This window comes from Bacillus sp. MUM 13 (assembly GCF_001866725.1).
GTDB lineage: Bacteria > Bacillota > Bacilli > Bacillales > DSM-1321 > Peribacillus.
This window is the reverse complement of sequence record NZ_MLYQ01000066.1, coordinates 26,433-38,210: the sequence shown is the minus strand read 5'-3', so window position 1 is coordinate 38,210 and position 11,778 is coordinate 26,433. Positions and strand designations below refer to the sequence as shown.

Below are 11,778 nucleotides of genomic sequence, written 5' to 3'. Positions count from 1 at the left end.
CGCCGCGTCCTGCGGCAGCGTCTTTGTGACCCCCGTCCTGGGGGCTTCCGACCAGCATAAGGCGCATCAGAATAGAAGGCGCCCTTTGCCTTCAATTCTGATGTGACTTATGGCCTCGAGAGGCTAGGCGTTTGAGCTGGATTAAACAAAAAGTGGAAGTGCGTTGGTAGCCTCGACCCTGAGGCCCAGGTGCTAAAGCTAAATGAAAAAAGGATAGGGGGCATAGTCCCCCTATTCGAAATTTAAACAGAATGGTTGAGGAGAGGCGAACTATGGAACTGATACAGCAGATTATTAACGGTATTTCTCTTGGCAGCATATATGCTCTGATCGCTCTCGGCTACACAATGGTTTATGGAATCGTGAAACTGATTAACTTCGCACATGGAGATGTTTTCATGGTCGGATCGTTTGTCGGTTTTTATTCGATTAAATTTCTGCACTTATCCTTTTTTCCTGCTTTGTTATTAACGATGATTGTGTGTGCGGCCTTTGGGGTGATCATTGAAAGAATTGCTTATAAACCGCTGAGGAATGCCACAAGAATTGCGGCTTTAATCACGGCAATCGGTGTTTCCCTATTAATTGAGTATGGTGTGATTTATATCCGCGGGGCACAGCCTGAAGCATATCCAAGCAACTTTTTGCCGCAGGATAAAATCAATCTGTTCGGTGTATCTGTAAACAGCCAGTCGATTATGATTTTTGTGGTTTCCGTGGTACTTATGATCATTTTGCAGTTCGTTGTACATAAAACAAAAATCGGTAAAGCAATGCGCGCGGTTTCCTTTGATGCAGAAGCTGCAAAGCTGATGGGGATCAATGTAAACAATACGATTTCTGCCACTTTTGCAATTGGCTCTGCACTTGCAGGAGCTGCTGGTGTCATCTTTGGTACATACTACAGCAAGATTGAGCCATTGATGGGAATTCTTCCAGGCTTGAAAGCATTCGTTGCTGCCGTTCTTGGCGGAATCGGGATTATTCCCGGAGCGATGGTCGGCGGGCTTTTGCTTGGTGTCATCGAATCGCTGGTAAGTGCTGCAGGATATTCTCTCTGGAGGGACGGAGTGGCCTTTGTGGTCCTGATCCTAATTTTGATATTCCTTCCTCAGGGCTTATTCGGAAAAAATAAAAGAGAAAAAGTGTAAGGGAGACAAAGCGATGACTAAACTGAAGCAGACAAAAGGTTTTTGGCTCTCAATATTGCTATCGGCTGTATTTTTCGGGGTCGTCCAGATCATGATTACCGGAGGCTCACTTAATCCCTTTTACGTCAATATGCTGGTATTCATGGGAATCAATATTATTTTAGCAGTCAGCCTTCATTTGATCATAGGCATTACCGGACAGTTTTCAATTGGACATGCAGGTTTCCTGGCAGTCGGGGCTTACGGATCTGCGGTGATTAGCATGAAACTTGAAATGCCGTTTTTTGCAGCTCTGATTGTTGGCGGCCTTGTAGCGGCGCTTGCAGGAATGCTCATTGGAATTCCGAGCTTGCGGCTTAAAGGAGATTACCTCGCAATCGCGACACTCGGGTTTGGGGAAATCGTCCGGATTATCTTTTTGAATATTGATTATATCGGCGGAGCAAGCGGCATGCAGGTTTCCCATTACACCACATGGCCATGGGTATTCGGATGTGTGCTTGTGACCATCATCGTAATCCGCAACTTCACCAACTCCACTCATGGCCGCGCGTGTATTTCTGTCCGCGAAGATGAGACGGCAGCCGATGCGATGGGAATCAACACAACCTATTATAAGGTTATTGCCTTTGTCATCGGTTCTTTCTTTGCCGGAATTGCCGGCTCATTATGGGCACATAACTTCTATATTATCCAGCCGTCAAACTTTGGGTTCCTGAAGTCCTTTGATATCCTGATTTTCGTTGTTCTTGGAGGACTTGGAAGTTTGTCAGGTGCAGTAATTGCGGCCATACTATTGACCATCATTTCCACCTTCCTGCAGGATTACCCGGAAACAAGGATGATCATTTACAGCCTTGTATTGATTGTTATGATGCTGTACCGTCCGCAAGGCTTGATGGGTACTAGGGAATTGACTTCATATTTCAAAAAGCGAAAAGACATCGGAGGAGGTCCTAAAGATGGCAAGCAGCAAACCATTGCTTAAGGTAGATCAAGCGGGCATCCGTTTTGGCGGGTTAAAAGCAGTTTCTGATGTGAATGTTGAGCTGTACCCGGGAGAACTGGTTGGCCTGATTGGGCCAAACGGCGCAGGCAAAACCACATTTTTTAATCTGCTGACAGGGGTTTATGTTCCGACAGAAGGAAGCATATCCCTGAATGGAGAAAAGCTGAACAAGCTGCCTCCTTATAAAATTACCAGAAAAGGCATCAGCCGGACCTTTCAGAATATCCGCCTGTTCAGCGAGCTGTCGGTAATCGACAATGTCAAGGTAGCGTATCATTCGCTTGCCAAGCATACCATTGTAAGTTCAATCCTTCGCCTGCCAGGACATTTTGGCGGAGAAAAGGATATGGATATAAAAGCGCTTGAGTTCCTTAAGATTTTTGATCTTGATCATTATAAGGATGAAAAAGCGAAAAATCTTCCATACGGAAAACAAAGACGTCTCGAAATAGCGAGAGCCCTTGCTGCCAGTCCGAAGCTGCTTTTATTGGACGAGCCAGCGGCTGGGATGAACCCTAAAGAAACAAAAGAGCTGATGGAATTGATTGCGCTGATCCGTGAAAAATTCAATCTGACCGTTCTGCTGATTGAGCATGATATGCCGCTTGTTATGGGCGTCTGCGAAAGGATTTATGTGCTGGATCACGGACAGCTGATTGCAAACGGCACACCTGAAGAAATCCGGAACAATCCAAAAGTCATCGAAGCGTATCTCGGCGAGGAGGTTTCATAATGCTGAAAGCAGAAAATATTAACGTCTATTACGGAAACATCCAGGCCATCAAGGGAGTTTCCCTGGAAATACATGAAGGTGAAATCGTGACCCTGATTGGTGCGAATGGTGCCGGCAAGAGTACGCTATTGAAGACCATTTCAGGCCTCCTGAAGCCGAAGCAGGGCAAGATTGTCTATGAAGGCAATTCGATCGGCGGAAAAGCGGCGCAAACCATCGTGAAGCAGGGAATTTCACATGTTCCTGAAGGCCGGCGCGTTTTTGCCAATATGACAGTGGAAGAAAATCTGCAGCTGGGAGCCTACCTGAGAAAGGATAAAAGCGGCATTCGTGAAGATATGGATAAAATATACGAGTTATTTCCTCGGCTGCTCGAACGCCTCAAGCAGCAGGCCGGAACATTATCAGGCGGTGAACAGCAGATGCTTGCCATGGGACGGGCCTTGATGGCCAAACCAAAATTACTGCTGCTGGATGAGCCGTCCATGGGACTTGCACCACTGCTTGTAAAAACCATTTTCCGGATCATTGAAGAAATCAATGCTGCCGGAACAACCATTCTTCTTGTAGAACAAAATGCCAATCTGGCGCTATCCATCGCAGACCGCGCGTATGTTATGGAAACTGGCCGGATTGTCCTTTCCGGAAATGCCGAAGAATTGACTTCGAGTGAGCAAATTAAAATGGCTTATCTCGGCGGACATTAATAGAAACAGCCAGTGTGCATCGAATATCCATCGATGCCCACTGGCTGTTTCTTATCTATGCACCGTCAGTTTTTTTTTTCGGGTCTGGTTCGTTTCTGATGAAATCGACACTTTCACCCAGGATGATTCTGGATGTTTTCCAACCGGAGTTGAGCCAGGAATAGGCATGAGAATGAGTGCCGCTTGATTCATTTGACCACCATGCCCCGTATTTATAGGCAGATTTTGGAAGATGGAACTGAAGGATGTTTTCCAGCTCCTGAAATGATAGAGTTAAAACAGAATAGCATTTTCTTTTTTGTAAAAGGTAGTCATAAAGTTTTATATATTTTCCGTGATATGCTGCGAATTCTTTCACAAAGTCTCCGTTTTCTTCAATGGCAATGGCTTTTCCTTCGAATTGCCAGCCATGCTGGTGGATGAACTTTTTGAACATTTCCAGGAACTCACTTGGAAAGATATCTCCATTACCTGCAAAGATACTTCCCTGAATGTCAACTCCTTTTTGATTTTTCATGGTGTGTTCCCCTTTTTTCATATATATGCTTTTCCTCTATTAAACGTAATTTTTCCCCTTATTTTTTCTATCGGTACTTGAGTGTATATGTAAAGCGAAAAGGAACATTTGAAAATGGAAAAGGAAATTCCTGAGCAACTAACATTTTCTTCCGTTAAGTAACCATTTGAGGAAGGAGAATGATAAGATTAAAACAAGCATAAGATACAAAAGGAATTGCCAGTCCATTCTAAGATGCAGAAACAAAATCATTTATTAGCCTATTCCCATATCTGATGAGATTTAAGCCTTTTTTTGTGCATGTATGTTAGGAAACTATTAATTATTGTAAATGTAAAGACTGCTAAATAGTCAGGAGTGCGAAACATGATGGATAAGATTGCAGCTTTCAGAGATAAATTGCTTTATATTTGGAGGATTCCCGGCTTGCCGGTTTTATTTCTGTTAAATATCATTTATGGATTGGGGATGTCTTTTTTTGCCCCGTTTTCTTCATTATTTGGAATAGATGAAGCAGGGATGAGCAATATTGGATTTGGGATATTTATGACCATAATGGCGGTCGGCGGTGTAGTGATCAGCAGTTATATAGCAAAGAAGTCTGATACAACCCTCAGCCGGCGGAGGATACTGATTTATTCGTCATTAGCCGGAGCGGCGGGTTATATCCTCTTTGCCTATTTGCGTAATTATTATGCACTGTGTTTAACCGGATTTTTCGTGCTTGGCAGTGCAGCTGCGACCGTTCCGCAGCTATGGGCATATGCGAGAGACGCCCTGACTGCTGCTAAAGTTCCTGCTGAAGAGACTCCGCTCATCATGAATATTTTCCGGATGTTTTTTGCTCTATCATGGATAGGCGGTCCGGCGCTTGGAGCTTGGCTCGTAATGATGCTGGATTTCAAGGGGCTGTTCTTTTTTGTGGCAGCGTGTTATTTACTTGGATCATTAACAGCTATTTTTCTATTAAAAGAAATAGCACGGCAGGAAGTTCCCAATAAAGAAAGCATAAAGGTAAAAAAATATGTCAGCAGGCTGCATATACTTGCAAATCTTGCTGCAGCCTTCCTGCTATACTCGGCATCTTCTATTCACATGCTGAATGTGCCCCAATTTGTTACAAAGACCCTGCACGGAACGGAAATGCAGGTAGGAATTATCTTTAGTGTAGCGCCGATTTTTGAAGTGCCTTTGATGATTATTGTAGGGATGATGGCAACCAAAATGGATAATTCCATATTAATAAAAGCCGGCTACTTCCTGGCCTTTGTTTACTTTTTGATATTTGGATTTGTTTCAGAACCCGAGCAGATCTATCCGCTCCAGATTTTAAGCGCAGCCCAAGTATCCATTACAGCAGGAATCGCCATTTCTTATTTCCAGGATTTCATCCCTGAGGCACCGGGTACAGCAACAACACTTTATATGAATGTCACACAAATCGGCTCGACGGCAGGATACCTGCTTTTCGGCTTTATTTCATCTCTGATCAGTTATGGAAAGCTGATTACCATTTATACCGTTTTTGCCGGCATCGGATTTTTATTCATCACCATCTACGGTAAAGAAAGGCAGATAGATTCAAAAAGAAATAAGCAGGCTGCCGAAAGTCCGCCGACTTCATTCAAATAAAGAAAGTTTTAAGGTATAATTGCAGAAATAAGAACCGGCAAAGGATGATTGAATGATGAATAACATCAGTGTCAAAAGAACATCGCAAACTCAATTCATATGTGCGGCAGACACTGTCGACTTAAATGCTGAAAGACTTTTTTCTGTCCAGGAGGCCTGTACCGGAAAAATTGTTGAAGCAATAAACCGGCAATATGAAGGAACAAACATGGGTCTGCCTTTTGAAATAGAGATAGAGAACATCATTGAATTAAGCAAAAGCACAATATTTCTATACCGAGTGAAATTCCAGGAAATTATTTAAAGAAAAGGCTCTGTTAATGTATGTTGAATTTTCATCTTCAACTACCTGGGCAGGTTAGTGGAAGAAGGATTATTAAACTAAAAAGCACAGATAAGGGGAATTTTCATGGGAAATAATACGGATGAAAAATTGTATCGTCAAATTGTGGAATCGACCACGGAGGCAATTATTATTCAACAAGATGGGAAATTTAAGTATATAAACCCTGCAGGAGTAGACTTTTTACGGGCCGCTTCCAGTGAGGAAGTTATAGGTAAATCTGTATTCGATATCATACCCGAGGAGTATAGAGAGCTGACAGTAAGTCACATAAAATCTGTCTTGGATGAAAATAAACCAACTGGAACTATCGAAAAACAATTAAGACGGTTTGATGGTTCACTAGTTGATGTAGAAACAAACTGTACTCCTATTTTGTATGAGGATAAAAAAGCGATTCAATCTGTCGTGAGAGATATAACAAAGCGCAAAGAAATTGAAAGAACACTCGAAAAAGTGTCCAAAGAAATTAACACACTCTCAGCTCCAGTCGTCCCTATATTGGAAGGGGTCGCTGTGTTACCCCTAGTAGGTTCTATCAATTCTGAAAGAGCGAATTATATTTTAAAACATGTGCCTTTAAAAGTACAGGAACAGAGTGTCCATACTTTAATTAGCGATTTTTCAGGCATCTATGAACTTGATGCAATAGTAATCCAATGTCTGTTTGAAACTAGTGCCGTACTTGGTTTGCTTGGTGTTCGTTCTATTGTAACGGGAGTAAGACCCGAAATTGCCCAAAGTGTTGTTCAGCTCGGAGCCGATTTATCCCTAATACAGATATTTGGAACTTTACAGCAGGCAGTACGTGAATTGGTGTTAAAGGATAGCATCGCAAGTGTTTGAATAGGATACCAACTATATTCCGTGATATATTGTTATCCTTTTCTTCATTACAGGTTCTTTTCTGGTGTCAGAGCCATCATGAGACGGTTTTTTCTTATTGTGCTAATAGGGGAGTTTAGTTCAACAAGAAAAAAAACTATAATAAATTTATTACATAAAATTAGGAGGCGGATAAAAATGGAAAAGGTAACACCGTTTTTAATGTTTCAAGATGGCAACGCAGAAGAAGCGATGAATTTTTATACATCCATCTTTGAGGATTTTCAAATTACAAACATTGTTAGATATGGGGCTAATGAAGCTGGACCAGAAGGCACCGTAATGCAGGCTCTTTTTACCTTGAAAGGGCAAGAATTTATGTGTATTGACAGTTATATAAAACATCAATTCTCCTTTACACCTTCTTTCTCAATCTTTGTTACTTGTAATACTGAAGAAGAACTTGATAATTTTTATGAAAAACTTAATGAAGGCGGACAAGCACTTATGCCTTTAAACAATTATGGTTTCAGTAAAAAGTTTGGCTGGGTAAATGACCGCTTCGGGGTTTCGTGGCAACTAAATCTTCCTTTGTAGATGTTTTAGGGGAATTAATAAATAAAAAAACTACATTAGGTAAAGGGATATTATTTCAAAAGGGTAATACCTATTTTTATCTTAAAGCTCTATTTTTTTGACTTTGTGAAATATTGTACTTAAATAAACGGGTACTTAGTTGAAGAAGATGCCCACAAGAAGAACTCATAAATGGGTTCTTTGTTTTTGATGAAATATCAAACGTTTAACAGAGCCAAAGAAAAAGAAGCAGCACCTGTGTCAATAAGTGCTGTTTCTTGAAGTGGATTCAGCGTTCTAAAATCTTTATATCTGTAAATGACTGATTAAATAGCTCACTGTTAATGAGGAGTGCGCCAAGAACGTCTCTTTCATCCTCAGCTTTCACAATCTCAGAAAGTATTATGCTGCTGCCATTCTTGACTGTAACTTTATATTCGTTCATACAATCACCTCCTCGCGAAGTATGTAATGCTGATTGAAAAGAATGATAGCATAATACATATATTTTTGGGAAAGTTTTTGAGGAAATCTTATCCGATTTCTGCTTCAGGCGCACAAACCCTTTACAGTTTCATAACCCCTTTTTACATTCATTTCAGCACTCTGCAGCACTTATTTTTTAAAGTGGGCATCATTCCTTTTAAAAACAGCTAAAATATAAGATAGAGAAAAAGGGGGAAAAACATGCATATATTAAAGGACTTGCTTCTGCCTTATTTATATAACGATACTGTCATCAAGCTTGGCATTGCGGCAATTGTCGGCATCATAATTGGTTTGGAAAGGGAATTAAAGCAAAAGCCGGCAGGCATCAAAACGACCATGGTTCTGACTGTGGGAAGCTGCCTGCTTACCATTGTGAGCATCCATTCAGCTGCACTGTACAGCGAACCCTATTCTAAGCCGATGGATCCGCTCAGGCTTGCTGCCCAGATTGTTTCAGGGATCGGGTTCTTGGGAGGAGGCGTCATTCTCCACCGGAACAATGATGTAATCTCAGGCATCACGACCGCAGCCATTATCTGGGTGGCTGGGGGCATCGGAATTTCGATTGGGGCCGGATTTTATGAAGAAGCAATTGTGGCTCTTATTTTCATTTTGATTGCTGTAGAAATCATCCCTCCTATATTGAACAAAATAGGGCCTACGCGTTTAAAGGAAAAGAGGGTGAGGGTCAAGCTTGCTGTTCAAAAAGAACAAAATTTGACGGATTTATTGAAAGAACTTAAAAGCAAGAACCTGAAAGTAAGGAAAGTGAAGGTTAAGGAAGAGAGGGAACATGTGGCATTAAGCTGCGTGGTCGTTTCGACTAACGATGTGTACACGACTGACATTTATTATGACATGAAAAGCCTGAAGGGTGTCGATCAGGCAGAAATAGAGAGTTTTTAATTTACTTTCTTAGACCTTAAAACAGAACAATTGTGGTGATATGTGCTACCATTAATTATACAAATGCTGATTTGTTGGGATTCCATCATAAACAGGATTTATTCAAATTATATGGGGGAGATAAATTGAGAAAAAGACAATTTTTCATTCATAATGAGGAATTCATTGATATAGATGTAGAAAAGCTCCCAAACGGGAAATATATGAGTAAAGCAATTTCGTGGGATAACGAACGATCATACATGTACGTGAGCAAAGATTTAAGGAAATCAATCAATGAAAGTGTAAATGCACTTTTAAAGGCAAGTGCAGAAGGAAAAGAATAAGCTGGGTAAACGCCGTTCTATTTTGTGAACGGCTTTTTTTTATGTGAAAACAAATGCTCCGCCATATTTAACTCCATCCCCAATTTTAAATTTCAGTACGGCCTACAAATGGCAGATGTCTATATTATTATAAAATTACCAAAATAAACCGATTGTGCTTAATTATACTAGTGTCATATAATCAAAGGCGTATGATAAATCAGAAACGGGGTTAATTAATGAAGAAATTTTCACTGCTATTGCTGGCCATTTTGATCGCGCTGTCTTTCTCGCCAAATCTATCATTTGCCGCTCAAGACCAGAAATTTGAATCAGACCTGAATGCCTATTTAAAAGAATTGTCTGCTGTCCGGGGATTTGATGTGACAAAAGAAGATATCGAAATGTCTCTGTCTCAATATGATGAAGAGCTTGCAGATTTTAAAAATATTGCCGAATTGAAGGATTATCAGGGGGAGGCTATTGCCGCTGATTACAGCAACCTAGATGGGTTACTGAGCGATTATGACTTAACGATGGATGAGCTAAAATCCCTTTTGAAGGATAACGGTGAAAGTCTTGATGATTATGTGTTTGTCAGCGACTTGGATGATGCTGTTTCTTTTTATGGAGATTCTGAAGATGGCCCTGTAATGGACGAGGCATTTTTTAAAGAAATCCTCTCTTCCATGAAAGATGAAATCGGCTTAACAGACGGAGAGCTTCAAAATATTAGCGAACATTTTGCTGCACTTGATGAAAAGTTATCAACTCCTGAAGCAACTGCGAAGTTTGAAGATCTTGGAACAAGAATGGAAAAATTCGCCCAGTTCGAATCCTTAGACCAGCTTTCTCCGCAGCAGGTTAAAGAATTCCTTTCCATATATGATGAAATGTTTTCAATGCTAGAACTGAAAGCAGATTTCCATCTTGTAAAGGGAGGAAAAGAAACTCCTTTAACTCTTTGGGATCTGTTAAATATGGACGAATTGACGAATGCCAATTTAAAAGTGAATATTTATGACCTTTCCGGAAAGCTTTTGGCTGACCTGGTTATCACTGGTGATATGGTAGATTCAACTACAGTTAAGGATATCGGGAAAGATGTCTCTACAGCAGCTGTTAAAGTAAAAGAAGCTGTGAAGGCTGAGCCTAAGAAAAAAGTTTCCAATAAAGTGAAAAAGTTAAAATCAGCTGTCATGCATACCGAAAAGGGCGGAAAACTGCCTAAAACAGCTGGAAACTATGTATCTAACATGATCCTTGGATTAGCCATGATTCTATCTGGCTTCATGCTTTACAGAACATACAGAAGGTCTGCTTGATGAAAAAGAAAGGATTCCTGATTGCTGCGCTGCTGCTGATTGTGTTAGGGATTGCTTTTACCTCAACAAATGCTTATACGTTTGCAAAAGGATATTTTCTATACAAGATGGACAGCAAGGCTGAACCTGCGAGTAAGCCGGCAGCAGCTCCTGAAGCTTCCGTGAAACAGGATGCAGCACCAGAGCTTTACCCCGTGCGGCCGAAGCAAGGGGAAGAGATGGGCACACTGTACATTCCTAAGCTGAAGGCGAGCCTGCCAATTTACCACGGAACTGATGAAGATGAATTGAAAAAGGGAGTCGGGCATTACGCGAAAAGTGTCCTTCCCGGCGAAAATGACAATTCAGTACTCTCAGGCCACCGCGATACCGTTTTCCGCAGACTTGGCGAAGTAGGAGTCGGCGATTTATTAATTGTAAAAACGTCTGCCGGCAAGTTTACCTATAAGGTGCGGAAGGTGAGAATCGTAGATAAAAACGACCGGACCGTGATTGTACCTAAGCCCAGGGCGACACTGACAGTCAGCACCTGCTATCCTTTTTCATATATTGGATCTGCACCGCAGCGCTATATCTTGATTGCCTACCTGCTGCATAAATGATGCACCTCGAATTTTTCGGGGTGTTTTTTTTGTGCGATTTATAGGCGGGGAGAGGGGATTGGCTCGAATCAGGGCTGATTTGGCTCTAATCACGTGTGATTTCGCTCTAATCAGGGCGGATTTGGCTCGAATCAAGGCTAGTTTGAACTTATTATCCAGATAAATGGAAATTTCCTGTTGGAAGAGGAGTCGTTTTTAAGAGAGTTGACCCTCTTAGAGAGTGTTTTACAAGATAAGAGTAACTAATGTTTAGCCCGATAATAAAAAATTCCAGATTCTTAAGGAATTTAAGACAGAAGCGAGTCATTTTTGGTGAAACACAGTGATAGAGGAGGATTTTCTGAAGATAGAGTACTGGTTCAATAGTGTTTTACCGGAAGAGGGTATCTAATCTTGTCCCAGTTAATAAAGAGGCTGAAGATCCTTAAGGAATTTAAGATCAAAGCGAGTCATTTTTAGTGAAACCAGTGATAGAGGAGGCCTACTAAAGATAGATTATCCATTCAATAGTGTTTTACTAAAAGAGAGTATCAAATCTTTAGCATGTTGAAAATGCTCAATTTTTTGTGTTTCGGCATTTGGCTCTAATCATGCCGGATTTGGCTCTAATGGATTGGGATTTCGCTCTAATCAGGGGACATTTCGCTTGAATGAGAAG

14 protein-coding genes are annotated in these 11,778 nt (G+C 41.2%); 12 read left to right on the top strand and 2 right to left on the bottom strand.

The window, feature by feature from the left end:
• Window positions 1–272 precede the first annotated feature (272 nt).
• From BIV59_RS16075 to BIV59_RS16060, 4 genes are read left to right on the top strand one after another with little or no spacing between them, the layout of a single operon-like run.
• Window positions 273–1,151 carry a branched-chain amino acid ABC transporter permease gene (locus BIV59_RS16075; protein ID WP_071352466.1) on the top strand — a complete coding sequence of 293 codons (879 nt, stop codon included), beginning with the start codon at window positions 273–275 and terminating at the stop codon, window positions 1,149–1,151.
• Window positions 1,152–1,164: 13 nt separating this feature from the next.
• The gene (locus BIV59_RS16070; RefSeq protein ID WP_071352465.1) at window positions 1,165–2,139 is read left to right on the top strand and encodes a branched-chain amino acid ABC transporter permease; all 975 of its coding nucleotides are present in this window, start codon (window positions 1,165–1,167) and stop codon (window positions 2,137–2,139) included.
• A complete protein-coding gene (locus BIV59_RS16065; protein WP_071352464.1) occupies window positions 2,114–2,893 on the top strand; it encodes an ABC transporter ATP-binding protein in 780 nt (259 codons plus the stop codon). Before BIV59_RS16070 ends, BIV59_RS16065 begins: the two co-directional genes overlap by 26 nt.
• Window positions 2,893–3,600, top strand: coding sequence for an ABC transporter ATP-binding protein (locus BIV59_RS16060; RefSeq protein ID WP_071352463.1), 708 nt, complete (start codon window positions 2,893–2,895; stop codon window positions 3,598–3,600). Before BIV59_RS16065 ends, BIV59_RS16060 begins: the two co-directional genes overlap by 1 nt.
• Window positions 3,601–3,655: 55 nt before the next feature.
• Here BIV59_RS16060 and BIV59_RS16055 read toward each other — a convergent pair whose 3' ends face one another.
• On the bottom strand, window positions 3,656–4,117 hold the full coding sequence (locus tag BIV59_RS16055) for a DUF7662 domain-containing protein (RefSeq protein WP_071352462.1): 462 nt from the start codon (window positions 4,115–4,117) through the stop codon (window positions 3,656–3,658).
• 366 nt (window positions 4,118–4,483) lie between these two features.
• Here BIV59_RS16055 and BIV59_RS16050 point away from each other — a divergent pair, with 366 nt between their 5' ends.
• The 4 genes from BIV59_RS16050 to BIV59_RS16035 all read left to right on the top strand — a co-directional run bounded on the left by BIV59_RS16050 (window position 4,484) and on the right by BIV59_RS16035 (window position 7,514).
• Window positions 4,484–5,749 (top strand): sugar efflux transporter, encoded by a 1,266-nt coding sequence (locus BIV59_RS16050; protein WP_071352461.1) that lies wholly within the window; start codon window positions 4,484–4,486, stop codon window positions 5,747–5,749.
• A 55-nt stretch (window positions 5,750–5,804) separates the two neighbouring features.
• A complete protein-coding gene (locus tag BIV59_RS16045) occupies window positions 5,805–6,053 on the top strand; it encodes a hypothetical protein (RefSeq protein WP_071352460.1) in 249 nt (82 codons plus the stop codon).
• Between the two features lie 105 nt (window positions 6,054–6,158).
• The gene (locus tag BIV59_RS16040) at window positions 6,159–6,938 is read left to right on the top strand and encodes a PAS domain S-box protein (RefSeq protein WP_071352459.1); all 780 of its coding nucleotides are present in this window, start codon (window positions 6,159–6,161) and stop codon (window positions 6,936–6,938) included.
• A gap of 177 nt (window positions 6,939–7,115) precedes the next feature.
• Window positions 7,116–7,514 (top strand): VOC family protein, encoded by a 399-nt coding sequence (locus BIV59_RS16035; RefSeq protein ID WP_071352458.1) that lies wholly within the window; start codon window positions 7,116–7,118, stop codon window positions 7,512–7,514.
• A 268-nt stretch (window positions 7,515–7,782) separates the two neighbouring features.
• Here the strand turns inward: BIV59_RS16035 and BIV59_RS23755 are convergent, their stop codons facing one another.
• The gene (locus BIV59_RS23755) at window positions 7,783–7,938 is read right to left on the bottom strand and encodes a hypothetical protein (protein WP_170846174.1); all 156 of its coding nucleotides are present in this window, start codon (window positions 7,936–7,938) and stop codon (window positions 7,783–7,785) included.
• Between the two features lie 242 nt (window positions 7,939–8,180).
• On the opposite strand from BIV59_RS23755, the gene BIV59_RS16025 reads away from it, so the two are divergent.
• From BIV59_RS16025 to BIV59_RS16010, 4 genes are all read left to right on the top strand, one after another.
• Window positions 8,181–8,888 carry an MgtC/SapB family protein gene (locus tag BIV59_RS16025; protein WP_071352456.1) on the top strand — a complete coding sequence of 236 codons (708 nt, stop codon included), beginning with the start codon at window positions 8,181–8,183 and terminating at the stop codon, window positions 8,886–8,888.
• A gap of 125 nt (window positions 8,889–9,013) precedes the next feature.
• Entirely contained in the window at window positions 9,014–9,214 is a 201-nt protein-coding gene (locus BIV59_RS16020) for a hypothetical protein (RefSeq protein ID WP_071352455.1), read from the top strand.
• A 218-nt stretch (window positions 9,215–9,432) separates the two neighbouring features.
• Window positions 9,433–10,518 (top strand): processed acidic surface protein, encoded by a 1,086-nt coding sequence (locus BIV59_RS16015; RefSeq protein WP_071352454.1) that lies wholly within the window; start codon window positions 9,433–9,435, stop codon window positions 10,516–10,518.
• A complete protein-coding gene (locus tag BIV59_RS16010) occupies window positions 10,518–11,120 on the top strand; it encodes a class D sortase (protein ID WP_071352453.1) in 603 nt (200 codons plus the stop codon). Before BIV59_RS16015 ends, BIV59_RS16010 begins: the two co-directional genes overlap by 1 nt.
• The last annotated feature ends 658 nt before the right edge of the window (window positions 11,121–11,778 follow it).

What these genes read in the sequence shown, in the direction of transcription:
- BIV59_RS16075 (WP_071352466.1), top strand. Translation starts at nt 273, where the DNA reads ATGGAACTGATACAGCAGATTATTAACGGTATTTCTCTTGGCAGCATA.
- BIV59_RS16070 (WP_071352465.1), top strand. Translation starts at nt 1,165, where the DNA reads ATGACTAAACTGAAGCAGACAAAAGGTTTTTGGCTCTCAATATTGCTA.
- BIV59_RS16065 (WP_071352464.1), top strand. Translation starts at nt 2,114, where the DNA reads ATGGCAAGCAGCAAACCATTGCTTAAGGTAGATCAAGCGGGCATCCGT.
- BIV59_RS16060 (WP_071352463.1), top strand. Translation starts at nt 2,893, where the DNA reads ATGCTGAAAGCAGAAAATATTAACGTCTATTACGGAAACATCCAGGCC.
- BIV59_RS16055 (WP_071352462.1), bottom strand. Translation starts at nt 4,117, where the DNA reads ATGAAAAATCAAAAAGGAGTTGACATTCAGGGAAGTATCTTTGCAGGT.
- BIV59_RS16050 (WP_071352461.1), top strand. Translation starts at nt 4,484, where the DNA reads ATGATGGATAAGATTGCAGCTTTCAGAGATAAATTGCTTTATATTTGG.
- BIV59_RS16045 (WP_071352460.1), top strand. Translation starts at nt 5,805, where the DNA reads ATGAATAACATCAGTGTCAAAAGAACATCGCAAACTCAATTCATATGT.
- BIV59_RS16040 (WP_071352459.1), top strand. Translation starts at nt 6,159, where the DNA reads ATGGGAAATAATACGGATGAAAAATTGTATCGTCAAATTGTGGAATCG.
- BIV59_RS16035 (WP_071352458.1), top strand. Translation starts at nt 7,116, where the DNA reads ATGGAAAAGGTAACACCGTTTTTAATGTTTCAAGATGGCAACGCAGAA.
- BIV59_RS23755 (WP_170846174.1), bottom strand. Translation starts at nt 7,938, where the DNA reads ATGAACGAATATAAAGTTACAGTCAAGAATGGCAGCAGCATAATACTT.
- BIV59_RS16025 (WP_071352456.1), top strand. Translation starts at nt 8,181, where the DNA reads ATGCATATATTAAAGGACTTGCTTCTGCCTTATTTATATAACGATACT.
- BIV59_RS16015 (WP_071352454.1), top strand. Translation starts at nt 9,433, where the DNA reads ATGAAGAAATTTTCACTGCTATTGCTGGCCATTTTGATCGCGCTGTCT.
- BIV59_RS16010 (WP_071352453.1), top strand. Translation starts at nt 10,518, where the DNA reads ATGAAAAAGAAAGGATTCCTGATTGCTGCGCTGCTGCTGATTGTGTTA.